This is a genomic window from Variovorax sp. CCNWLW225 (assembly GCF_037204045.1).
Taxonomy (GTDB): Bacteria; Pseudomonadota; Gammaproteobacteria; order Burkholderiales; family Burkholderiaceae_C; genus Variovorax.
In genome coordinates, this window is the sequence record NZ_JBBCBV010000006.1 from 24059 (window position 1) to 47096 (window position 23038).

Genomic DNA, 23038 nt, shown 5'->3' on the forward strand with positions numbered 1-23038 from the left:
ATCTCGATGGATTACCGCCCCCGCCCCGAAGACAGCCGATTCATCCTGAACGCGGTGCTCGACGCGCCTGTGCGGCTCGGCGCGCTCGCGCCCTTTGCCGAAGCCGACGAGGCGCTGCAGGCCCAGGTGCTGGAGGAAGCGGCACGCTTCGTGGCCGAGGCGGTCGCGCCATCGAACCGGGGTGGAGACGAGATCGGCTGCCGCTTCGCCGCCGGCGAAGTCACCACGCCGCCGGGCTTTCGCGAGGCGTACCAGGCACTGGTCGACGGCGGCTGGCCCAGCCTTTCGGCGGCGCCGGAAGACGGCGGCCAGGGCTTGCCGACCGTGCTCGAAGCCGTTCTCTACGAATGGCTGAGCGCGGCAAACCACGGGTTCACCATGGCGCCAGGCCTGCTGCACGGCGCCTACGCCTGCCTCAAGCATCACGGCAGCGACGAACTGAAGGCCCGCTATCTCTCGAAGATCGCCAGCGGCGAATGGCTGGCCACCATGTGCCTGACCGAAGCCCACGCGGGCAGCGACCTGGGCCAGGTGCGCACGCGCGCCGTGCCGCAGGCCGACGGCAGCTTTCGCGTGAGCGGCGGCAAGATCTTCATTTCAGGCGGCGAGCACGACCTCACGCCGAACATCGTGCACCTGGTGCTCTGCCGCTTGCCCGATGCGCCCGCCGGGCCCAAGGGCCTGTCGCTGGTGTTGGTGCCCAGGCAGCTGGAAGACGGCACGCGCAACGCGGTGCACTGCGAACGCATCGAAGAAAAAATGGGCCTGCACGGCAGCCCGACCTGCGTCATGCGCTTCGACGAAGCCACGGGCTGGCTGGTCGGCGAGGCGGGCCGCGGCCTGGCCGCGATGTTCGTCATGATGAATGCGGCGCGCCTGCATGTGGCGCTGCAGGGCGTCGGCCTGCTCGACGCCGCCTGGCAGAAGGCCGACGCCTACGCCGCGGAGCGCCGCCAGATGCGCGCCCCCGGCGCGGTGCCCGCAAGCCGCGGCAGCGAAGCCGCCGACCTGATTGCCGAACACCCGGCGGTCCGGCGCATTCTGGACACGCAGCGCGCCTGGGTCGAGGCCGGGCGCACGCTCGCCTACCGCACCGCGCTGATGCTCGACGTGGCCACGCACGACGCCGACGCCAAGGCGCGCGACCGCGCGCAGCGCTGGTGCTCGCTGGTCACACCGGTTCTGAAGGCCGCCTGCACGCAGCAGGCATTCCATGGCGCGAGCGAATGCCTGCAGGTGTTTGGGGGCCATGGCTACGTGCGCGAATGGGGCATCGAGCAGATCGTGCGCGACGCGCGCGTGACCATGATCTACGAGGGCACCAACGAGATCCAGGCGATCGACCTGCTGGTGCGCAAGGTGCTGCCCGACGCCGGCGCCGCCATGTCGGCCGTGCTGCTCGAACTGCGCGACACGCTCGATGCTTCGCGCGCGGCCGATGCCGACGTGCAGCGGCGGCTCGCGCAGCTGCGCTACCTGGGCACCACCATTGCCATGGCCGCGCATGCCAACCCCGTGCTGCCCTATGAAGTGGCCGACGACTACCTGCGCGTGGTGATGCTTACCTTGATGGCCTGGGCGTGGGCGCGCATCGATGCGGCCGAGGCGTCGGATGCGGAACGCGCCGCCAGGGCCGGCCCCGCCGCGGCATTCCGGCGCTGGGTGTTGCCCGAGTTCGAAATGCGGCTGGGCATCGTCAAGCGCGCCTGCGAAGGCGTTGCCATGTCGCACGACGCTGCAAAAACCTCCGGTACTTAAAGCTGACGGAACCCCGACTGGGCCGGCCGCGGGTTACGCTCGGGCCATGCCTCGTCCATCCAAGAACAGTTCCGCCAAGGCAGAGCCGGCAGCGCCTGGCAACGGCAAGTCCGACCGGCTCGACGCCCGCATGCTCGAAGCCCTGGTCGGCTACAACGCGCGCCGCGCCTGGCTGATCATCAGCGGCGTATTCGCCGAACGCATGGCGCCTTACGGGCTCAAGCAGATCGACTTTTCGGTGCTCTCGCTGCTGGCGCACAACCCGGGCGCCACGTCGCGCCAGCTGTGCAACACGCTCGACATACTGCCGCCCAACCTGGTGAGCCTGGTGGCCACGCTGGACAGCCGCGGACTCATCGAGCGCAAGCCGCATCCGCACGACGGCCGCGCCGTCGGCCTGCATCTCACCGAAGCGGGCGACAAGCTGATCCGCGAGGCCGAGCAGACGGTGATGCAGCTCGAGGCCGATGCCAGCGCACGGCTCACAGCGCGCGAGCGCGAAACGCTGATCCGGCTGCTGCAGAAGATCTACCTGTAGCCCTCCGCCTCCGGGGAGCTGCAGCTAGAGGCCGCGCTCCACCATGTCGATCAGGCGCTGCCCGAGCGCGTGGGCCGCTTCGGCGCCAATGCCTTTCAGCGGCCCGTCGATGATCAGCAGTGCCAGCCCGTGCACGGCCGACCAGGCCAGGTACTCGGCATCAGGCCGGCGCGAAGCCTCGAGCGCGCCCGCCTCCACGAGCCGGTCGATCGCGGCGCCCAGCAGCTGAAACGGCCCCATCCCGCTGGCGCCCACGCTCGCCGGGCCCACCTCGCCTTCGGCATCTTCGGACGAGACCACGAAAGCCGTGCGAAAAAGCCCCGGCTCGGCCTGCGCGAAACGCAGGTAGGCCGTGCCGATGGCCCGCACCTGCGCCCGCGCGAAGTCCAGCGGCGGCTGTTCGCGGGGCAGCACCGCCAGTTCCTTTTCCATGGAGACGGCGGCCGCCGAGAGCGCGGCCGCCCGCACCGCCAGCAGCAGTTCCCGCCGGCTTGCAAAGTGCCTGTACGCCGCGTTGGGCACCACGCCCGCGCGCCGCGTCACCTCGCGCAGCGCCACCGCATCGGGGCCGCCGTCGCGCGCCAGCTCCACGCCCGCTTCGAGCAGCGCCCGTCGCAAGTCGCCATGCCGGTAGGTACTTCGGGCGGCAGGCGGAACGGGGGCGGGCGGAACGACGGGGGGGCTCATCGGAATCTCCATGTGGACAGTGTCCATTATGTCTGCTATTCTTTGTGGACGGTGTACACAAACTAGGTATTCCGTATTCGCGCAGGTCTTCTGCGCACCCTTTCCTCCTCAGTCCAAAGGATCTGCCATGAAAGTCCAGTCTTATCTGTCGTTCGAAGGCCGCTGCGACGAAGCCATCGCGTTCTACAAGAAGGCGCTCGGCGCCGAAGTCGTGCAGCTCATGCGCTACAGCGATGCGCCCGAAATGCCGGCGGGCGAAGCCGAAGCAGGTTGCGCCGGCGGCATGCCCGCCGCCGACAAGGTGATGCATTCCGTCTTGCGCATCGGCGAAACCGAGCTGATGGCTTCCGACGGACGGTGTTCCGGCCAGGCGGAATTCAAGGGCATCATGCTCGCCCTCAGCGCCAGCACAGACGCCGAGGCGCGCCAATGGTTCGACGCGCTGGCCGATGGCGGCCAGGTGATGCAGCCACTGACGCCGACGTTTTTCAGCTCCAGCTTCGGCATGCTCACCGACCGCTTCGGCATCGGCTGGATGCTGGTGGTGGACTCACAAAAGTAACCGCCGAAAGGAAACACCATGTCTCCCATCCACGCTTACCTCACGTTCGACGGCAATGCAGCCGAAGCCATGCGCTTCTATGAGAAGACGCTCGGCGGCACCATGCAGATGATGATGACCATCGGCGAAGCGCCCGATACCGGGCAGATGCCGGACGACGTCAAGAAGCGCATCATGCATGCCTCCCTTGCCTACGGCGATGGCATGCTCATGGCCTCCGACACCATGCCCGGACAGACCTACGAAGGCATGAAGGGCTTCGGCGTTGCGCTGACGCTCGAGACCGTTGCCGAAGCGCGCCGCGTGTTCGACGCCTTCGCCGAAGGTGGCACCGTCTCCATGCCTTTCGAGAAAACCTTCTGGGTCGAAGGCTTCGGCATGGTGACCGACCGCTTCGGCACACCGTGGCTCATCAACGGCGGCAAGCCGCTGATCTGAGTCCGCGTCACTCGCAATCTGCTGCAGGGAATCACTCTTCATGACCGACACACTCGACAACAACCGCAAGCGCTGGCTCGCGTTGATGGTGCTGTGCCTTGGCGTGCTGATGATCGTGCTCGACACCACGATCGTGAACGTGGCGCTGCCTTCGATCCGCACCGACCTGGGCTTTACCGAGACCTCGCTGGTCTGGGTGGTGAACGCCTACATGCTGACCTTCGGCGGCTTCCTGCTGCTGGGCGGGCGGCTCGGCGACCTGTATGGGCACCGCAGGCTCTTCCTCATCGGCCTTGTGCTCTTCACGCTCGCGTCGCTGGCCTGCGGCATTGCCAACTCGCAAGGCGTGCTGATTGCGGCGCGCGCGGTGCAGGGGCTGGGCGGCGCGGTGGTTTCGGCCGTCTCGCTCTCGCTGATCATGAACCTGTTCACCGAACCGGCCGACCGCGCGAAGGCAATGGGCGTGTACGGCTTCGTTTGCGCGGGCGGCGGCAGCATCGGCGTGCTGCTGGGCGGCCTGCTCACGAGCTCGCTGAGCTGGCACTGGATCTTTCTGGTAAACCTGCCGATCGGCGTGGCGGTGTATGCGCTGTGCGTGGCGCTGCTGCCCAACACGCGCGGCCAGGCGCACGGCGAAAAGCTCGACGTGGCGGGCGCCGTCACCGTCACGCTGTCGCTCATGCTCGCGGTCTACGGCGTGGTCAACGGCAACGAAGCCGGCTGGGGCTCCACGCAAACGCTGGGCCTGCTCGGCGCTGCGGTGGTGCTGCTCGCGATCTTCATCACCATCGAGGCGCGCGTGCAGCATCCGCTGATGCCGCTGGGCCTCTTTCGCCTGCGCAGCGTGTCGGTCGCCAACGTGGTGGGCGTGCTGTGGGCGGCGGCAATGTTCGCGTGGTTCTTCATTTCCGCGCTCTACATGCAGCTGGTGCTGAACTACACGCCGATGCAGATCGGCCTCGCCTTCCTGCCGGCCAACATCATCATGGCGGTGTTCTCGCTCGGCCTCTCCGCCAGGCTGGTGATGCGCTTCGGCATCCGCAAGCCGCTTGCGGCCGGACTCTGGCTCGCGGCCATCGGCCTTGCGCTCTTCGCGCGTGCGCCGGTCAACGGAAGCTTTGTCGTCGACGTGCTGCCCGGGATGATGCTGCTCGGCCTGGGCGCGGGCATGGCGTTCAACCCGGTGTTGCTCGCGGCCATGAGCGAGGTCGACCCGGCCGATTCGGGACTTGCCTCGGGCGTGGTCAACACCGCCTTCATGATGGGCGGCGCACTCGGCCTTGCCGTTCTGGCCAGTGCCGCAGCGGCGCGCACCGGCTCCATGCAGGCAGCCGGGGCGCAGTTGCCTCTTGCCCTCACCGGCGGCTACAACCTTGCGTTTCTTGTCGGCGCCGTGTTTGCGGCGCTGGCGGGATTGCTCGGGGCATTGCTGCTTCGCACCGCATCTCCGGGGTCGACTCAGAACGACAAGAACAACAGCAACAACATCAACAACGAAGAGGCCGCGGCATCCGCAAGCACGGCAAACCGTGCGGCGGCATCTTGAGGGCACGCCCGTTCGGCGGCCCGCTTTTCTTTTCTACTTTCCTTTTCTTTCAAGGAGACTTCCAATGGCTCGCTATGTCGATGGCTTTCTGGTTCCCGTTCCCTCGAACAACGTCGAGGCTTACCGCAAGCTGGCGCGCAAGGCCGGCAAGATCTGGATGGAATACGGTGCGCTCGAATACGTGGAGTGCATTGCCGACGATGTGAAGCCCGGCAAGTTCACTTCGTTTCCGCAGAGCGTGAAGCAGAAGGCGGACGAAACGGTGGCCTTCTCGTGGATCGTCTACAAGTCGCGCAAGCACCGCGACACGGTCAACGCCAAGGTCATGGCCGACCCGCGCATTGCCGCGATGGACCCGAAGACCATGCCCTTCGATGCGAAGCGGATGATCTTCGGCGGGTTCAAGTCGATCGTCGAGTTCTGACCGGGCGCGCCGGGCTCAGGCAAGAAACCCGTCGTAGACGAGCTTGAGCCCGGTCAGCAGCATGCCGAGGTACAGGAAGCGGTAGAACCATGTGGCGCTGATACGCCGCGCAATGCGAATGCCGACCCACACGCCGAGCGGCGCAAGAGGCATCAGCACCGCCGATGTGGCCAGGGTGCGCAGGTCGATGAGGCCGAGCCAGGCGTACGGAATCCACTTGCTCAGGTTCACCACGAAGAAGAAGTAGGCCATGGTGGCCGTGAACACCACCGGCTTGAGCCGCAGCGGGATTACATAGGCGTTGATGGGCGGCCCGCCGGCGTGGGCAATGAAGCTCGTGAAACCCGAGACCGCGGTGAGCGCCGCGCCCACGGCGCGCGAAGGCAGCGGGTCGTCCGGCTTGGGCGGAAACACCAGCCGCTGCGCAAGAAACAGCAGCGTGAACACGCCGACGATGCCCGCCACGGTGGGGGCCGAAAGCGTTCGGAACAAGAGCGTGCCGATGACCGTGCCGAGCAGCCCGAACGGAACCAGGAACTTGAGCAGCGCCCGGTCGAAGTCGCGCCGGAAGGCGGCAATCCCGAGCAAGTCCATCAACAGCAGCAGCGGCATCAGGATGGCTGCGGCCTGCGGCACCGTGACCGCGAGCGCCATCAGCGGCACCGCGAGCGAACCGAAGCCGGCGCCGAACCCGCTCTTGCTGATGCCGAGCAACAGCACGGCCGGAACGGCAACCGCGTAGAAATGCGGATCGGTGATGACAGGAAAGAGCATGGAAGGCTGCGCAGAAAAAGCCCGCCGTGTGGCGGCGCAGAAAAAAGCCCGCCGTGTGGCGGGCGGTGCAAGCGTAGCAGGACGGCGCCGGGCCTGCAGGATTCTTCGGGCACCTGCGCAAACGTGTGCGTAAACGCACAGCCGCGCCGGCCGCGGCTGCGCACACTGGAACCGCAACCGCCGCACTCCGCGGCGGGCTTTCAACTTTCCTCAAGGATCTGCCATGAACACCCAGGCCGTAGCCGCCGACTCCGCGCGTGCGCCGATCGCATCTTCGTTCGCTTCTCCCTCGCCCGCCACGCTGGACGATTCCGGCAAGCTGCTGCTGCGCGTGGCCATCGGCGTGCTCGTGCTGCTGCACGGCATTTTCAAGATTTCGGCCGGCGTGGGCTTCGTCAGCGCCATGCTGGTGAAGGCCGGCCTGCCGGGCGGGCTGGCCTACCTGGTGTACGTGGGCGAGATCGTGGCGCCGCTGCTCATGATTGCCGGCTTCTGGACCCGCGCCGCCGCCGGCGTGGTCGTCATCAACATGCTCGTGGCCTTTGGCCTGGTGCACATGGCCGACCTATTCGCCGTGACCAAGCAGGGTGGCTGGGCGCTGGAACTGCAGGGCCTGTACCTGTTCGGCGCGCTGGCCGTGGTGCTGCTGGGTGCGGGCCGCTTCAGCCTGGGCGGCTTGCGCGGCCGCTGGAACTGATCCGGCCAGGCCGCCGGCTCAACCCGCGTCGCCGCGCACTTGCGACACCATGCGCTCGAGCCGCGCGGCGTCGGCCACCAGCAGGGCCTTGCCGTCCTTGCGCAGCACGCCGCTGCGCACCAGCACATTGAGTTCGCGCGTCACCTGCTCGCGGTTGGTGCTGATCTGGCTGGCCAGGGCCGCGTGCTTGGGCGCCGGGTCGAGCCTCGACTGGTTGCCTTCCACGCCCGCGATTCGCGCGAGCCGCAGCAGCTCGGCATGCAAGCGGTTCTGCACACCCAGCGTGCTCAGGTCGATCACGCGTTCCGACAGCTGCCGCACCAGTGAAGCGAGCCGCTGCATCACGCGCTCGGCCACCACCGGCTCGTCGCGCAGCAGCGCCATGAAGGAAAGCCCGTCGAGGCTGGCGAGCACGCTGGGTTCGAGCGTGACCACGTCGGCGGAGCGCGGCCCGCCGTCAAGGGCGGCAATGTCGCCGAAGTGCTCGCCCGCTTCCGAATCCCTGAAGGTGACCTGCCGGCCGTTGGCCGAATAGGTGGTCACCCGCACCCGCCCCGAGACCAGCAGGAACACATCGCCTTGCTGCTCGGCGCGCAGCAGCAGCGGCTTGCCGGCCTCCACGCTGTGCCACAGGCACTGCTGCGCGAGCAGGTCCAGGCGCTGGTCGGAAAGCCCCTCGAGCAGCGCGATGCGGCGCAGCGCAAGGCTGGAACGAAGAGTGGTCGAAGGAGTGGTTGGGGCCATGCCGGGTGAGAGGGGCGCGCGCATTATGCTCGGGTGCCCCTTCGAACCCGTTCATGGACAGACGTTCCCCCCAAGCCCTTTTTTTGCCGAGACTGCCGACCCGGCGCAATCTCCGCTGGGCGAGCGGGCTGGTGCTGATGGCCTATGTGACGGCGCATTTGCTCAACCATTCGCTGGGCATCGTCTCCTTTGCCGCGGCCGAGACGGTGCTGCGCGGCGTGCAGCACTTCTGGCACAGCCTGCCGGGCACGCTGCTGCTGTACGGTGCCGCCACCGTTCACCTGGCGCTTGCCGTGGCCGCGCTGTGGGAGCGCCGCACGCTGCGCATGCCGCCGCTGGAGGGCCTGCGCATTCTGCTGGGCTTCGCGCTGCCGCTGCTGCTGATCGCCCACGTGACCGCCATGCGCGGCGCCTACCAGGCTTACGGCATCGAAGGTTCCTATGCGCGCGTGGTTTGGGGCCGGTGGAACCTGCCGGGCGCCACGGCGCAGTTCACCATGATGTTCGCGGCCTGGATCCACGGCTGCATCGGCATGCACTTTGCGCTGCGGGCACGGCCGGGCTACCGCCGCTTCTCCCATCTGCTGCTTGCCTTGGCAGTCGTGCTGCCCCTCGCCGCGGCGATGGGTTTCGTCTCCATGGGACGCGAGTTCCAGTGGACCGGCGTGCCGCCCGCGGTGGTGCCGAACGCGGCCCAGGGCCGCACGCTCGACGCCGTGGAAACCGGCATCGAGGTCTTCTACGCACTTGGCCTGGCCGCCCTGCTGGCGGCGTTTGGAGCACGCCACTGGCTGGCGCGCCGGCCGCGCGGGCTTTCGGTTTCGCTGCGCTATCCGGGCCGCACGGTACAAGTGCCGCGCGGCTGGAGCGTGCTGGAAGCGAGCCGCTCGCACGGCATCGCCCATCTTTCGGTGTGCGGCGGGCGGGCGCGCTGCTCGACCTGCCGCGTGCGCGTGCTCGGCCCTGCCGAACACATCGGCGAGCCGGGCCGTGACGAGCAGCGGACGCTGGAGCGCGTGCGTGCGCCCGGCGACGTGCGGCTGGCCTGCCAGCTGCGGCCCCGCGGCGACATCGAGGTCACTCCGCTGTTTGCGCCGCCGCCCAACGGCGGCCGGCCCGCGCCGGTCAGCAGCTTCGGCCGCGAGCACGACGTGGCCATTCTGTTCGTGGACCTGCGGCGCTGGTCGGGCCTGTCGGAGCGGCAATGGCCGTTCGACCTGGCCTATGTGCTCGACCGCTACTTTGCGACGGTAGGTGCGGCCGTGCGCGAAAGCGGCGGCGTGCCCAACCAGTTCATCGGCGACAGCGTGATGGCGATCTTCGGGCTCGAGACCGACCTGCCTACCGCATGCCGCCAGGCACTGCGCGCGACCGAGCTCATCGGCGAGCGCATGGACGCCTGGAGCGAAGGCTTCGAGGCGCAATTCGGCCAGCGGCTGGACTTTGGCATGGGCCTGCACGCCGGCCGTGCGGCCGTGGGTGAGGTGGGCTACCTCGACACGACCACTTTCACCGCCATTGGCGAAGTGGTCAACACGGCAAGCCGGCTGCAGGACCATTCCAAGGCCGCCGCATCGCGGCTCGTGGTTTCGCTGTTCGCGGCGCAGCAGGCCGGCCTGGCGCATGCCGCGGAGCAGGTCGATACGCTGGCGGTGCGCGGGCGCTCCGAACCACTTGCGGTGATCTGTTCGCAGCACGCCCCCTTGGCAGCGCCCCTGTAGCAGTTGCCAAAAGCGGTGCGCAAACGCACAGCGCAGGCTGCGGCGCGGTTTCACACTGCATCTGTGGCAACGACGAATGTCCGCCGACCACACCACTTTCAGTCAAGGGGACTCTCACCATGAACACGAAGCAACTCATCGCCGTTTCCGCCGCCGCACTCGCCATGCTGGGCGCCGCGGGTGCACATGCCGAAACCTACGAAGGCGTGCAGGCCCTCACGTCGTACGCCAACCGTGCGGACGTGCAGGCCGAAGCCGTGGCCGCCGCACGCGGCGGCAACACGTATTCGGACAGCGCCGCGGAGGGCGTGGTGGCCGTCCAATCCACGCTCGACCGCAATGCGGTGCGCGCCCAGGCCGTGGCCGCCGCGCACGATCCGCTGCAAAGCCTGGACCGCCGCGCCTTCTATCGCGACCAGGTGCCATCGGCTTACAGCAAGCCCGCCGTTTCGTTCACGCAGCAAGCCGGCCTGTAAGGCAACCGCTCAGGCCCGCGCCACCTTCACGGTGGCCGCGCCAGCGGCTTCTTCGATGGCATATCGCACCGGCAGAAAGCGCTCGATCACCGCGCAGTTGGTTCGCGTGTGCTCCGTTACCTCGCTGCAGGTGAAGGCGGCCGCACCGCCGCTTTGCCATGCCGCCAGGCCCAGCAGCAGCGCCAGTTGGTCGGCCAGGTGCGGCCCCACGGCCGCCTGGCTCTTCTGGAAGTCGCGCAGTTCCCTCACCAGCGCATGCGCCACCTGCTCCGCGCTGAGCGTCTTTTCGCCGAAGGCCGTGAAAACCTCGGTCACGTGCTCGTAGGCCAGCGTGGCGAGCAGCGCATTGCCCGGCCCTTCGTTCTGCCGCGCCGTGCCGACGCGCAGTTGCTCGCCCGACCAGCCCATCGCCTTGCCCAGCGTTTCCAGCTCGCGCGCGGCAATGTGCCGTGCGAGCCCCGGCGCCAGGCACTCGGCGTGGCCCGACAGCAATGCGCCGCGCTCGACCAGGTCGAAGGGCTTCAGCCCGTCGGCCGACGGAACGATGGTCGCGTCGACCTCGCCGCCGCCGGCGGGATAAAAGCCGCAGCGGCGCAGCACCAGTTGCAGGTCCGCGCCCAGGCGGCGCACCAGCGGCGCAAAGGCGCGCTCCAGAAAGTGGAACGGCGGCGCCATTGGGTTGTGCGTGCCGCCGCGCAGCTGCACGCGGCTCGGCGTGCCGGCCAGCAGCAGCGGCGGCAGTACCGTTTGAAGCACCAGCATGCAGCTGCCCGCGCTCGCAATCGTGAAGCTGTAGTCGCCCGCACGCACCGGACCGGGCACGAAGCGCAGCGATTGCGATCCGAGCTCGGCCCCTTCGAGTTGCGCGCCGCTGATCTCGGCCGCCGCGTTGACGCACGCGAGATGCTGCCGCATCAGGCCCGGCTTGGCGCGGCCCGCGCGAATCTTCTCAATGGCGACGGGCTGGCCCGTTGCCACCGACAGCGCGAGGCTGGTGCGCAGGATCTGGCCTCCGCCCTCGCCTTGAGAGCCGTCGAGTTCAATCATGCGCGGCCTCCTTTCTTCAGTGCGGACGCGGCCGCGTCGAAGCACAGCACCGTCTCGCAAAGAAACGCATCGAGCCCTGCACCTTCGGCCTGCGGCAGCGGCGTGACAGGTTCCGCCGCGTTGGCCGCCAGTTCGCTTTCGATGAACGCATGAATGCCCGGCCAGCGCGGGCTGGTCGCGGCTTCGCCGGCGCGCATCTTCACTTCGAGCAGCGCGTTGATTTCTTCGATCAACGCGGCGTCGCGCACGGGGTCGAGCGTTTTCTGCGCCAGGTCGGCAAAGCGCATCGGCGGCACCCCGGGCTGCGTGCGGATCCAGCGCGCGGCCAGCAGCGGGCGCAGTACGTACAGGTATTTCTTGTAGCGCACCTCGTCGGCCTGCAGATGCTCGCGGAAGTTCTTCTTTGCCATCGACGCGTAGTGATGCCAGCCGCGCGCGTTGGAGAACACCGCTTCGGAGAGCGCACGAAAACGCGGCATGGCCGCCTCGTCTTCGCGGTACACGACCGGCGAGCGCAGCCATTCGAGCAGCGTGGGGTTCGACTCGCGCATGAGGCCCAGCGCCTTGCGCAGGTCCCAGCCGTTCACGTCGAGGTCGCCACTGATCGGCAGCTCGATCACGTCACGCCGCGGGGTGACCGTGAGGTACCACGGCAGACGGTTCACGTAGATGAAGCGCACGTCGTAGTCGCTGTCGGGCGAGGCAAAGCCCCAGCCGCGGCTGCCGGATTCGCAGGCGAACAGCACCGTGACGTCGTGGCGCGTTTCGATGTCGCGCAGGGCATCCATGATCTGCACGCGCATGGCGGGATCGATGGGGTGCGCCGAGCGCAGGAATTCTTGTTCTTTGTTGCTCATGAATAAAACTTCTTCTAGCCGCCGGATGTTCTCATTCATCCGATCGGGGCACGGGTGACAGCCACGTTGCCGGCGCTGTCGAGTTCAAAAACGTCCAGGTCGTTGGCCAGGAATGCGTTGCCGCGGTAGTGGGCCTGGGTCTCCACCATCAACGCGGCCACGCCCTCTTCGTTCTGATGGCGCGGGCTCAGGTGCGTAAGAACCAGGTTGGGCACTTCCACGGATTGCGCAAACTCGGCCAGCAGGCGCGCGGAGCTGTGCATGGGGCCGGGCCCGACCTTGTCGAGCGCTTCCTGCGTGTAGGTGGCCTCGTGCACCAGCAGTTGCGCACCTTCGCAGGCCGCGCGCAGCAGCGCGGGCTCGGCGTTGTCGCCTCCCAGCACGGCGCTTGCCGTGTCGATTTGCGTTTCTGCAAAGTCGGCACTGCGCAGCACCGTGCCGTTGAAAGGCACGTCCTCGCCGTTCTGCAGCGCGCGCCATGCGGGCCCGGGCGGCAGGCCGGCCGCACGCAAGGCGTCGGCCTTGAGCCGCACGCGCCGGGTTTGCACCTGCACGCGGTAGGCGTGGCTGGGCACCCGGTGCCGCAGCCCATGGCGCTCGATGCGCAGGCCCGCGGCTTCGTAGACCAGCGCCTCGGTTTCCAGATCGACATGCTCCACTTCGTACGGCAGATGCAGGTCCGTCAACCGGTGCGTGGTTTCGAACCACTGCCACACCGGCAGCGGCGCGACCAGCTTCAGCGGCTTGGTGCGCTTGCCCATGCCCGCGCTGGCGAGCAGGCCCGGCAAGCCGTAGCAATGGTCGCCGTGCACGTGCGTGATGCAGACCGCCGCCATGTCATGCAAGGACAGCCGCGTCTGCTGCAGCCGGTGCTGCGTGCCTTCGCCGCAATCGACAAGGAACCAGTCGGCACCGAGCACGGTCTGCACCGCAAGGCCGGAGACGTTGCGCTGGCGCGTGGGGACTCCTGAGGACGTGCCCAGGAAGGTGAGCTTCAACATTCCCCGCTCTCCTCCTCGGCCCGGCGCGCCAGTGCCTTCGTTGCGGCATCCGCTGCTTCGCGTTCCCACGTTCCGTAGCTGCTTGTGCGGTTCGCTGCAAATGCCTGCAGCCGCCCGATCTGCTCGGGCCCGCCCCACTGACCCATGACTTCGATGGCGACTACGCGCAGGCTCCGCCACTTGCTTTGCAGGGCAGCTTCCACTTGCGCGAGCGCGTCGGCGCCAGGCTTTTGCACCGCAAGCGCGCGCAACCGGGCCACCTCCTCGCCCAGCAGGTTGGCGCCTTCGTTCCGAAGCGCCGCTTCACGCAAGGCGCAGCGGGCCTGCCGGCATGCACGGCATCGCACGGCGTGCCTGTACACCGAGCCTTGCGCAACCTCATGCCACCACTTCTGCTGCTTTGCCGTCCACACCTCCTGGGCGCGGCAATCGCGGCAGGTGAAGGCCTGGTCGAGATAGAAATCCGGCACCTCGCCGAAGGTGGTGTTGTAGTGCGCAAGCCGCGACTTGTCGGCCATGACCATGCCAGGCACGAGTCCGCCCGCCGAGAGCTGACGGGCATCCTGCGTGCGCAGCTGCGCCTTCAGCGCGGCTGCGCGTTCGAGGCGGTGCGCCTTGATTTCGGCGCGGCGTTGCTTGTTGCTTTTCATTGTTATTTACTCGATTGCCGTTGCACACGCCCGCGCCCCTCGTCCTCGGACCAGCGCGGGCTTCTAACCCTTCACGCAAACCACCTGCTTGAGCGTGTAGACCACCTCCACCAGGTCCTTCTGCGCTTCCATCACCGCGTCGATGTCCTTGTAGGCCATCGGAATCTCGTCGATCACGTCGGCGTCCTTGCGGCATTCCACGCCCTCGGTCGCGGCGATCTGGTCGGCAATGGTGAAGAGCTTCTTCGCCTTGGTGCGGCTCATCTTTCGACCGGCGCCGTGGCTGCAGCTCATGAAGCTCTCGGGGTTGCCCTTTCCGCGCACGATGTAGCTCTTGGCCCCCATGCTGCCTGGAATGATCCCGAGCTCGCCCGCCTTCGCGCTCACCGCGCCCTTGCGCGTGACGAGCACGTCTTCGCCGAAGTGCGTCTCGCGGCTCACATAGTTGTGGTGGCAGTTCACCGCTTCCACATGCGCCTCGAACGGCTTGGCAATGACCTTGCGCGCGGCCGCGACCACGCGCTGCATCATCACCTCGCGGTTGGCACGCGCGAACTTCTGGGCCCAGCCCACCGCGCGCACGTAGTCGCCGAAGTACTTGGCGCCTTCCTCGAAGTACGCCAGGTCCTGGTCCGGCAGGTTGCGCTGGTGCAGTTCGGCGTCCTTCTTCGCGAGTTCGATGAAGTGCGTGCCGATGGCATTGCCCACGCCGCGCGAACCCGAGTGCAGCATGAACCACACCGCGCCCGCTTCGTCGAGGCACACCTCGATGAAGTGGTTGCCGGTTCCCAGCGTGCCCAGGTGCTTGTGGTTGTTCGTGTTCTTGATGCGCGGGTAGTCCTCGCAGATCAGGTCGAACTCATCCACCAGCCTGGCCCAGGCCGCATCGGTTTCGTCGGGCGGCGTTTCCCACGAGCCCTTGTCGCGGCCCATGCGCTTGGGGTTCGATCCGTGCGGCACGGCCTTCTCGATCGCGGAACGCAGCGGGCCCAGGTTGTCGGGCAGGTCACGCGCGTTGAGCGTGGTCTTGCAGGCCATCATTCCGCAGCCGATGTCCACGCCCACCGCGGCCGGGATGATGGCCTTGAAGGTCGGAATCACCGAGCCCACGGTCGCGCCGATGCCGTAGTGCACGTCGGGCATGGCCGCGATGTGCTTGAACACGATGGGCAGGCGGGCCGCGTTCTCGAGCTGCTTCTGCGCCTCGTCTTCCACGGGCACGCCGTTCGTCCACATCTTGACCGGGACGCCGTTGGCTACTTCATGCAGTTTGTAGTTCTGTTCCATATTCTTTTCTCTCCGACTGTCTATCTATCTATTCTTACGACTGAATGGTGGACACGGTGGGATTCGAACCCACATCAATACGGCGACCATGGTGTTTGAGTCCGATGGCCCAGTCGACGATTGGAAACGCGCGCCAGTGACAGACCCGTCATCGGAGCCAGCACCTGCATCCTCAACCTTGCCCGTCAACCGGCTTTCCCGCCGCATCCGGTGCTACCCGGACTGCCGGCAATAACAACATTTTTGGCAGTGGCGCTCCCTTCTGTGCCTGCGTGCCCGTGTTCTTTTCTCTGTCGCTCAAGAGCCGTTCGGCCGAAGCGTCACGAGCCCGTTGAGCACCTGGTCCAGACCGCCAACCACCGAGATCTTGTCGATCCGTTCGGCCACGCGTTCCAGCGTTTCGAGTTCCTTCATCCGCAAAGCGACGGGGTTGCCCTCCATCACCTTGGCAGTGTTCAGCAGCGAACGCGTGGCCGCGGTTTCCTCGCGGCGGCGGATCACGTTGGCCTGGGCCGACTTCTCCGCCTCCACCACCTGGGCGAGGATGGTCTTCATCTCGCCCGGCAGGATGATGTCCTTCACGCCCACGCTCTCCAGCGCAACGCCCGACCCCTCCAGCCGCTCGCGCACTTGCGCCAGCACCGTCTGGTCGATGGCCGCCTTGTTCTCCAGCAGCGCGTCGAGCGTTTGCTCGCCGACTGCGGCGCGCAGACCGAACTGCAGCTCGCGGTACACATGCTCGGCCGGCTTCGGCATCTGCGCCATCGCCTGCCGCACATCGACGAAGCGCCATACCGCGGACAGATTCAGTCGCAGGCCCACCTTGTCGCGGGTCAGGATTTCCTGGCCGCTTACCTCGGCGATCTGCGAACGCAGGTCCACGCAAGTCACGGCCACCTGGCGGTTGAAGCGCCAGAAACCGTGGTTCCCCGGCGGCAACATTGCCTGCATCTGCCCCTCGAGCGTCAACACGCCGGCATGGAACTCGGGCACCTGTATCAGCAGCACGCCTTCGAGCCCCTGCACTGCACGCGGACGCAGGGCCACGCTCTGCAGCTTGGCCAGCAGCTCGGCAGGCAGGCGCGCGTCACCCGCCACGTCGATTACGTCGACGCGCTGCTCGCGCAGCCCGCGCCAGTACAGCTTGCGCGTGGCGGGCGGCAGGATCTGCACCAGCACGCCGTCTTCATGGCGCAGGCCAACCTGGGTCTCGCCGAGCGAAACGTGCACGAACTCGCGCTCCACCAACTCGGGCTCGCGCGCCAGGAAGTAGTCGGCCAGTTCGTGCTCGAACGACGGCTCGGCAAGTGAGAAGCGCTCCAGCTTGATGGCGTCGAAGGCCGAGAACACGCGGTGCTTTCCCGGGCCGAGCAGTTGCTCGAAGTCGCCATTGCGCAGCAGCAGCGCGCGTTCGTTCTTCTTGATCGTGTATCGATTGAAACCCAGCATTTTTTTCTCCCACTCGTTATTTGGTTCGGTTATTCGGTTCGTTCGTTCATTCAATCCAGGCCCGCTAAAGGGCAGGCGGCGGGCACAACGGTGGGCCGGGGCTGACGTACAGCGGTCGCGCGGTTCGGTGGGTGCCTCCCGGCGTCGCGTGTGCAACGCCGTCACTTCCCTCGCCGTCGATGACTGCACGCAGTTCCTTGCCGCACACGCGGTGCGCAAGCCGCCTGCGCTTGGCACGGTGTCGCGCGCCGCAGGGCTTTGTCGGCCCTGCGCCATCGCTCCGGTGTGCCGGGGCGGGGGCTTTCGCCCCAACAGATGGCAGTGCAAGCACTGCCAGGTTTTTCGCGGGAATCGAACCCGCAACGCCATGTGGTTAGCACGGTGCTCAACCATGAGCAGAACTGAATCAAGTTCAGTCGCCAGCCAGTTCAACAGCGGCATACCGCGAGCCCAAGACAGGTCTGGCCTGCGGCACCGGGCCGCTTTCATGCGGCACCTGCGAGCGGATGAACTGCATCCGGACGGGTTATCTATTGCAGCAGGCGTGCCAAGTTGCGAAAAACCGCTCAGTTGGCGAGGCAAATGCGGCACAAGTCGTTGATCTACAACGGAAATTCCTTTGCACCAGCCTCATGCTCCAGCTCGCACACCTGATAAAATTTTCTTCAAAATTTATAAATTTAGCTAGATTCATATCCATGAAGCCAATAGTCGTCATCGGCTTTCTCGGCACCCAACTCGACGCCGGCCAAGGCACTGGCCGCTGGGAGAAGTGGCGCCCCACCGTCTCGCTCGCGCAGCACGAGGACATGGTCATCTCGCGCATGGAGCTGCTCTACACGCTCAAGCACAAGGCGCTGGCCGAGGTGGTCAAGGCCGACATCGCCACCGTCTCGCCGGAGACCACGGTCAACCTGGTGCCGCTCGACCTGGCGGACCCGTGGGATTTCGGCGAGGTGTACGCGCGCCTCTACGACTGGGCGCGCACCTACACCTTCGACACCGAACGCGAGCAGTACTGGACGCACATCACCACCGGCACGCACGTGGCGCAGATCTGCATGTTCCTGCTGGCCGAATCGCGGGTGATTCCGGGCGTGCTGGCGCAGACCTCGCCGCCCAAGCGGCAGCGCGCGGGCAACCCGGGCGAAGTAGCGCTGATCGACCTCGACCTGTCGCGCTACGACGCGATTGCGCGGCGCTTCGATGCCGAGCAGCGCGACGCGGTGGCCTTCCTGAAGAGCGGCATCGCCACGCGCAATGCGCGCTTCAATGCGCTCATCGACGAGATCGAACGCGTGGCGGTGCGATCGCGCGCGCCGATCTTGCTGGTGGGGCCGACCGGTGCGGGCAAGTCCTTCCTGGCGCGGCGCATGTTCGAACTGAAGCAGGCGCGGCACCAGATGACGGGGCCGTTCGTGGAAGTGAACTGCGCCACGCTGCGGGGCGACGGGGCCGCATCCACATTGTTCGGCCACAAGAAGGGCGCGTTCACCGGCGCGGCGGGCGAGCGCGCGGGCCTGCTGCGCACGGCGCACCAGGGCGCGCTCTTTCTCGACGAGATCGGCGAGCTCGGCCTCGACGAACAGGCGATGCTGCTCAAGGCCATCGAGGAGAAGCGTTTCTTCCCGGTGGGCGCCGACAAGGAAGTGGAGAGCGATTTCCAGCTCATTGCCGGCACCAACCGCGACTTGCGCAGCGACGTGGCGGCCGGTCGCTTTCGCGAAGACCTGTTCGCGCGCATCAACCTCTGGACCTACGACCTGCCGGGCCTGGCAAAGCGGCCGGAAGACATCGAGCCCAACCTCGACCACCTGCTGGCCATTCACGCGGCCGAAAACAACCGCGTGGTGCGCTTCAACGCCGAAGCCCGCGCGGCCTACCTGCGGTTTGCGCAAAGCGCCGAGGCGCTGTGGTGCGGCAACTTTCGTGACCTGTCGGCCAGCGTGACGCGGCTGGCCACGCTGGCGGACGGCGGGCGCATTCCGGTCGCGCTGGTCGAAGCCGAGATTGCACGGCTTCGTTGGCTATGGAACCGCGAGAGCCCGAAAACCGATGGCAGTGGCGCCGAGGACGTGGACCTCGACGCATTGCTGGGCGATGAACGCGCGGCGGCGCTCGACCTGTTCGACCGGCTGCAGCTGGAGGCGGTGGTGCGCGTGTGCCGCGAATCGCGCAGTCTGTCGGACGCGGGGCGGCAGCTTTTCCAGGCGTCGCGCGTGCAGCGCAGCGTGGTGAACGATGCCGACCGGCTCCGAAAGTACCTCGCGAAGCATGGGCTCGAGTGGAGCCGCATTGCCGCGGGCTGAGCTATCCTCCGCCGCAACTCCGCCGCAGTGGCGACACCCCGCGCATGACACCATGAACTGGAAGCTGGCCTTGCTCGCGCTGCCCGTGTTCCTCACCGGCTGTGTTCAGTCGATGTTCTATTACCCCGACCGGGTGCGCTACGAAACGCCCGATGCGCTGGGGCTGCGATATAAGGCGGTGCAATTTGCCAGCGCCGACGGCACGCGCCTGAGCGGCTGGTTCATTCCCGCCGCAAGCCGCCAGAACCCGAAGGATGCCAAGGGCACGGTGGTGCATTTCCACGGCAACGCGCAGAACATGTCCGCGCACTGGCGCTTCGTGGCCTGGCTGCCGAAGCAGGACTTCAACGTGTTCGTGTTCGACTACCGCGGCTACGGCGAGTCCGAAGGCAAGCCGGAGCCCAAGGGCGTGTTCGAGGATTCCAATGCCGCGCTGGACCATGTGCGCACTCGCGCCGACGTCGACCCCGAGCGCCTCTTCGTCTTCGGCCAGAGCCTGGGCGGCACCAATGCCGTGGCGGCGGTGGGTTCGGGCAACCGGGCCGGCGTGAAGGCGGCGGCCATCGAATCGACGTTTTATTCGTACTCGTCGATTGCCAGCGAGAAGCTGCCGGGCGCAGGCCTGCTGGTGAGCGACGACTACGCCGCATCGAAGTACATCGCGGCCGTTTCACCCATTCCGGTGCTGCTCATCCATGGCACGGCCGACGCAGTGATTCCGCATTCCCATTCGCGCCGCCTGCTCGAGGCCGCGCGCGAGCCCAAGCGGCTGATCGAAGTGGCCGGTGCCGCTCATCTGGAGCCCATGACCCATCGCTTCGGCACCACTTACCAGCGCGCACTGGTCGAATTCTTCGACGCCGCGCTGCATCCACGGCAACCATGAAGCACTTCGACGAAACCGCCACCCGCGAACCGCTGGCTTTTGCACGGCTCGTACCCGCGCTGCGCGCCGCCTTCGCGGCCGAGGCGCAGGTGCCGCCGCGCCACGTGCACAGCATCGAGACGGCCGGCGGAAACAAGGGCACCGTGCTCATCATGCCGGCATGGAGCGACGCGGGGTTCCTCGGCATCAAGACCATCAACGTCTTTCCGGGCAACGGCGCGCGCGGCCTGCCCAGCCTGCATGCCACCTACGTGCTGTACGACGCGCGCACCGGCGTGCCGCTGGCGATGATGGACGGCAACGAGCTCACCGCGCGCCGCACGGCGGCCGCATCGGCGCTGGGCGCAGCGTTTCTGGCGCGGGCCGACGCACGCCGGCTGCTGGTGGTGGGCACCGGCCGCATCGCCAGGCTGCTGCCCGCCGCGCATGCGAGCGTGCGGCCCATCGACGAGGTGCAGGTGTGGAACCACCGGCCCGAAGGCGCCGAGGCCCTGGCCGCGCAGTGGCGCGAAGAGGGTTTGAATGCCCGTGCCGTCACCGCGCTCGAAGCGGCCGTGCGGCAAGCCGACATCGTGAGTTGCGCCACTCTCGCGACCGAGCCGCTGGTGCGCGGCGAATGGCTGAGCGCGGGCTCTCACCTGGACCTGATCGGCAGCTTCACCCCCGCCATGCGCGAGGCCGACGCCCGCTGCTTTGCGGGCGCGCGCACCTTCATCGACACCACCGAGGCGCTGCAGAAAGCGGGCGAGCTGCTCGATGCAATGGCGGTCGGCACGCTGCGCGCCGATGAGGTGCAGGGCACGCTCGCCGCACTCTGCCGGGGCGAATGTGCGGGCCGCACAGGCAGCGGCGAGCGCACCGTTTTCAAGGCCGTGGGCAGCGCGCTCGAAGACCTGACCGCCGCCACGCTGGTGTGGCGGCATGCCGAATCGACGCCAGCCTAAGGCTTAAGGCCTAGAAAACCGCGGCTGTTTGCCGGCATGGATAGCCATTTACTGACAAGCACATACGTCAAGCGGCTGATGGCACGCGTCTTGCGCCATGGCTAATCTGATGCCCATATTCCAGAGGCCAGCCCCATGCTCACCATTCTTCAGAAAGCCACCATCCTCAGCAAAGCCGGTTTCGAGGTTCCCGCCTGCCCGGCCGAAGACCCGTCGGCAAACTCGACCAGCGTGGTTTCGCAAAAGATGCACGAATGGGGCAAGGCCATCGAGACGATGTACGTGGCCTACGTGGCAGCCCGCGCGGCCAAGAGCCTGCGGGACGCCGAAGAGTCGCGCCAGACGGACATGCTTCGGCGGCTTTCGTTGACCGCCTGGGCTGCGTAAGGCGCATTCGCCCTTTCGCCAGCCGCCCGGGCCGCGTCAGCGCTCAGCCGAAGGTGAACGCGTAGGCCTGCGCGCCCGCGTCCAGAAACTCGATCTCGAACAACCTGCCTTTCCCGTCAGTCCCATTGGTGGCTTGGCGCACCAGCTGATAGAGCTTCTGCGCATCGACAACCCCATAGCCCTGCGCATCGGTGTCGGCGCCATGATCCGCCAGCGGCGGCTTGCCATCCACCAGCACCCTGAAGCGCACCGGCTTGCCGTTGGCCGTGGGGCCGAGCACCAGGTGCAGGTCGCGCGCCTGAAAGCGATAGGCGATGCGGCCGTTCGCACTGTTGAGCACCGCGCGCTCGGCCTCCACGGTCCAGTCGCCGGCCAGCGCCCACTGGTTGGTGCGCAGCGAAGAAGCCGCCTGGTAGACCTTTGCATGATCTCGCACCACACCGCCGGGCGAGGCAAAACCGTGCGCGCGCTCGTGGCCCAGGTAGGTTTCGCCGGACAAGGCGGGCTCGGGGCCGGGCTGCGCCTGGGTACCCTGGCCCGAGGGAGCGACCAGCCCGGCAGGGACGCGAGCCTGTCCGGCCTCGGCCAGCAGTTGCTGGATGACTTGTTCGGCCTTGTCGTAGCGGCCCTCGCCGAACTGGTGGTAGCGGACACGGCCCTCGGCATCGACGAAGTAGAACGCGGGCCAAGCGCGGTTGCCGAAGGCGCGCCAGATCGCGAAGTCGTTGTCCGTGGCTACGGGAAAGCCGATGCCCAGGTCCTTGGTCGCCCTGCGCACATTGGCCGAGCGTTTTTCGAACGCGAACTCCGGCGTATGAACGCCAAGCACCACGAGGCCCGCGTCCTTGTACTTTTCCGCCCATGCATTCAGGTAGGGCAGCGTGCGCAGGCAGTTGATGCACGAATAGGTCCAGAAGTCGACCAGCACCACCTTGCCGCGCAGGGCCTCGGGCGCGAGCGGCGGGGAGTTGATCCATTCGGTGGCGCCGGCCAGCGAGGGAAAGTTGCCCTCGACCCTGAGTTCGCGCGCAGGCACGGCGGCCGGGCGGTTGTCCGACACCCGCACGAAGCCCGCGTCTTCCTGCGCGGCAATCGGCTCCCCATGCGGCTTGCCGGGCTTGATCTTGTCTACCAGCGCCTGCTCCAGCGCCGAGGTGGTGCCGACCGACAGGCGCGCGAGCAGGCCGGTGTCCAGCCCCAGCGCGATGGCGCCCACGCCCACCAGCACGGCCGCGCCGGCGGCTCGCCGCACCCATTCGCCGCCATGCAACGACCGCTTCATGACCGAGAACACGCGCCCGCCGAACAGCAGCGCGGCCGCCAGCGACGTGCAGGCACCCGCGGCATAGGCCAGCAGCAGCAGCGAGGTACCCACGCTCGCGCCATTGAGCGCCGCGCCGGTCAGGATAAGACCGAGGATTGGGCCCGCGCAGGGGGCCCAGAGCAGGCCGGTGCCTACGCCCAACAACAGCGGGGAGAACACCGCGCTCGACGTCGCATTGCCTTGCGGCTCGGACATGCGCATGCCCAGCGCCACCAGGGGGCGGGTCATGCGGTCGGCGACGCGTGGGAACAGCAGCGTCACCCCGAACAGCGCGAGCATCGCAATGGCGGCATAGCGCCCGTACTCGTTGAGCGTGACGATCCGGCCTCCGCCCACCGCCGCCAGCGTGGCAACGGCGGCAAAGGCCAGCGCCATGCCCAGCAGCATCGGCAGGCCGTGCGAGCGGAACGGGCGGTCGGCGCGTGCGAACACGAATGGCAGCACCGGCAGGATGCAGGGGCTCAATATGGTGAGCACCCCGCCCAGGTAGGCGATGAGGAGGATGAGCATGATCGGGGTCGTCCGTTAAAGG

23 protein-coding genes are annotated in these 23038 nt (G+C 67.3%); 13 read left to right on the top strand and 10 right to left on the bottom strand.

Going from position 1 to position 23038, the window contains the following annotated elements:
• Positions 1–6 precede the first annotated feature (6 nt).
• Positions 7–1758 (top strand): acyl-CoA dehydrogenase family protein, encoded by a 1752-nt coding sequence (locus tag V9L20_RS12860; RefSeq protein WP_337296895.1) that lies wholly within the window; start codon positions 7–9, stop codon positions 1756–1758.
• A gap of 46 nt (positions 1759–1804) precedes the next feature.
• Positions 1805–2296 (top strand): MarR family winged helix-turn-helix transcriptional regulator, encoded by a 492-nt coding sequence (locus tag V9L20_RS12865; RefSeq protein WP_258502284.1) that lies wholly within the window; start codon positions 1805–1807, stop codon positions 2294–2296.
• A 24-nt stretch (positions 2297–2320) separates the two neighbouring features.
• On the opposite strand, the gene V9L20_RS12870 is transcribed toward V9L20_RS12865, so the two are convergent.
• Positions 2321–2983, bottom strand: a complete 663-nt coding sequence (locus V9L20_RS12870; RefSeq protein ID WP_258502285.1) for a TetR/AcrR family transcriptional regulator — start codon at positions 2981–2983, stop codon at positions 2321–2323.
• 127 nt (positions 2984–3110) lie between these two features.
• Here V9L20_RS12870 and V9L20_RS12875 point away from each other — a divergent pair, with 127 nt between their 5' ends.
• The 4 genes from V9L20_RS12875 (at position 3111) to V9L20_RS12890 (ending at position 5953) form a co-directional block, all read left to right on the top strand.
• Positions 3111–3545 (top strand): VOC family protein, encoded by a 435-nt coding sequence (locus V9L20_RS12875; RefSeq protein WP_126747087.1) that lies wholly within the window; start codon positions 3111–3113, stop codon positions 3543–3545.
• An 18-nt stretch (positions 3546–3563) separates the two neighbouring features.
• Positions 3564–3983, top strand: a complete 420-nt coding sequence (locus tag V9L20_RS12880) for a VOC family protein (protein ID WP_337296896.1) — start codon at positions 3564–3566, stop codon at positions 3981–3983.
• A gap of 40 nt (positions 3984–4023) precedes the next feature.
• Positions 4024–5529 (top strand): DHA2 family efflux MFS transporter permease subunit, encoded by a 1506-nt coding sequence (locus tag V9L20_RS12885; RefSeq protein WP_337296897.1) that lies wholly within the window; start codon positions 4024–4026, stop codon positions 5527–5529.
• 64 nt (positions 5530–5593) lie between these two features.
• On the top strand, positions 5594–5953 hold the full coding sequence (locus V9L20_RS12890) for a DUF1428 domain-containing protein (protein ID WP_281148333.1): 360 nt from the start codon (positions 5594–5596) through the stop codon (positions 5951–5953).
• A 15-nt stretch (positions 5954–5968) separates the two neighbouring features.
• Here the strand turns inward: V9L20_RS12890 and V9L20_RS12895 are convergent, their stop codons facing one another.
• Positions 5969–6727 carry a sulfite exporter TauE/SafE family protein gene (locus V9L20_RS12895; RefSeq protein WP_258502288.1) on the bottom strand — a complete coding sequence of 253 codons (759 nt, stop codon included), beginning with the start codon at positions 6725–6727 and terminating at the stop codon, positions 5969–5971.
• Between the two features lie 223 nt (positions 6728–6950).
• Between V9L20_RS12895 and V9L20_RS12900 the strand changes: the two genes are divergently transcribed.
• Positions 6951–7424: a DoxX family protein gene (locus tag V9L20_RS12900; RefSeq protein ID WP_337296898.1), complete on the top strand. Its 474-nt coding sequence runs from the start codon at positions 6951–6953 to the stop codon at positions 7422–7424.
• Positions 7425–7442: 18 nt separating this feature from the next.
• Here V9L20_RS12900 and V9L20_RS12905 read toward each other — a convergent pair whose 3' ends face one another.
• The gene (locus V9L20_RS12905; RefSeq protein WP_337296899.1) at positions 7443–8192 is read right to left on the bottom strand and encodes a Crp/Fnr family transcriptional regulator; all 750 of its coding nucleotides are present in this window, start codon (positions 8190–8192) and stop codon (positions 7443–7445) included.
• Positions 8193–8221: 29 nt separating this feature from the next.
• Here V9L20_RS12905 and V9L20_RS12910 point away from each other — a divergent pair, with 29 nt between their 5' ends.
• Together V9L20_RS12910 and V9L20_RS12915 are read left to right on the top strand one after the other, a co-directional pair.
• Complete coding sequence (locus V9L20_RS12910) at positions 8222–9889, top strand: adenylate/guanylate cyclase domain-containing protein (protein ID WP_337296900.1); 1668 nt, start codon at positions 8222–8224, stop codon at positions 9887–9889.
• A gap of 119 nt (positions 9890–10008) precedes the next feature.
• Positions 10009–10365 carry an alpha/beta hydrolase gene (locus tag V9L20_RS12915; RefSeq protein WP_126747094.1) on the top strand — a complete coding sequence of 119 codons (357 nt, stop codon included), beginning with the start codon at positions 10009–10011 and terminating at the stop codon, positions 10363–10365.
• Positions 10366–10374: 9 nt separating this feature from the next.
• Here the strand turns inward: V9L20_RS12915 and rtcA are convergent, their stop codons facing one another.
• From rtcA to V9L20_RS12945, 6 genes are all read right to left on the bottom strand, one after another.
• Positions 10375–11412, bottom strand: coding sequence for an RNA 3'-terminal phosphate cyclase (rtcA, locus tag V9L20_RS12920; protein ID WP_337296901.1), 1038 nt, complete (start codon positions 11410–11412; stop codon positions 10375–10377).
• Positions 11409–12269 (bottom strand): nucleotidyltransferase domain-containing protein, encoded by an 861-nt coding sequence (locus V9L20_RS12925; protein ID WP_337296902.1) that lies wholly within the window; start codon positions 12267–12269, stop codon positions 11409–11411. The genes rtcA and V9L20_RS12925 overlap by 4 nt, the downstream gene beginning before the upstream one ends.
• Before the next feature lie 35 nt (positions 12270–12304).
• A complete protein-coding gene (locus V9L20_RS12930) occupies positions 12305–13270 on the bottom strand; it encodes a ribonuclease Z (RefSeq protein ID WP_337296903.1) in 966 nt (321 codons plus the stop codon).
• Positions 13264–13920, bottom strand: coding sequence for a zinc-ribbon domain-containing protein (locus tag V9L20_RS12935; RefSeq protein WP_337296904.1), 657 nt, complete (start codon positions 13918–13920; stop codon positions 13264–13266). Before V9L20_RS12935 ends, V9L20_RS12930 begins: the two co-directional genes overlap by 7 nt.
• A 63-nt stretch (positions 13921–13983) precedes the next feature.
• Positions 13984–15207: an RtcB family protein gene (locus tag V9L20_RS12940; RefSeq protein ID WP_337296905.1), complete on the bottom strand. Its 1224-nt coding sequence runs from the start codon at positions 15205–15207 to the stop codon at positions 13984–13986.
• 297 nt (positions 15208–15504) lie between these two features.
• Entirely contained in the window at positions 15505–16656 is a 1152-nt protein-coding gene (locus V9L20_RS12945; RefSeq protein ID WP_337296906.1) for a slipin family protein, read from the bottom strand.
• Between the two features lie 698 nt (positions 16657–17354).
• On the opposite strand from V9L20_RS12945, the gene rtcR reads away from it, so the two are divergent.
• The 4 genes from rtcR to V9L20_RS12965 all read left to right on the top strand — a co-directional run bounded on the left by rtcR (position 17355) and on the right by V9L20_RS12965 (position 21182).
• The gene (gene rtcR / locus V9L20_RS12950; RefSeq protein WP_337296907.1) at positions 17355–18965 is read left to right on the top strand and encodes an RNA repair transcriptional activator RtcR; all 1611 of its coding nucleotides are present in this window, start codon (positions 17355–17357) and stop codon (positions 18963–18965) included.
• Positions 18966–19017: 52 nt separating this feature from the next.
• Entirely contained in the window at positions 19018–19851 is an 834-nt protein-coding gene (locus V9L20_RS12955; protein WP_337296908.1) for an alpha/beta hydrolase, read from the top strand.
• Positions 19848–20795: an ornithine cyclodeaminase family protein gene (locus tag V9L20_RS12960; RefSeq protein ID WP_337296909.1), complete on the top strand. Its 948-nt coding sequence runs from the start codon at positions 19848–19850 to the stop codon at positions 20793–20795. Before V9L20_RS12955 ends, V9L20_RS12960 begins: the two co-directional genes overlap by 4 nt.
• A gap of 135 nt (positions 20796–20930) precedes the next feature.
• Positions 20931–21182 carry a hypothetical protein gene (locus tag V9L20_RS12965; RefSeq protein WP_258502308.1) on the top strand — a complete coding sequence of 84 codons (252 nt, stop codon included), beginning with the start codon at positions 20931–20933 and terminating at the stop codon, positions 21180–21182.
• Positions 21183–21225: 43 nt separating this feature from the next.
• On the opposite strand, the gene V9L20_RS12970 is transcribed toward V9L20_RS12965, so the two are convergent.
• The gene (locus V9L20_RS12970) at positions 21226–23016 is read right to left on the bottom strand and encodes a cytochrome c biogenesis protein DipZ (RefSeq protein ID WP_337296910.1); all 1791 of its coding nucleotides are present in this window, start codon (positions 23014–23016) and stop codon (positions 21226–21228) included.
• Positions 23017–23038: the final 22 nt, after the last annotated feature.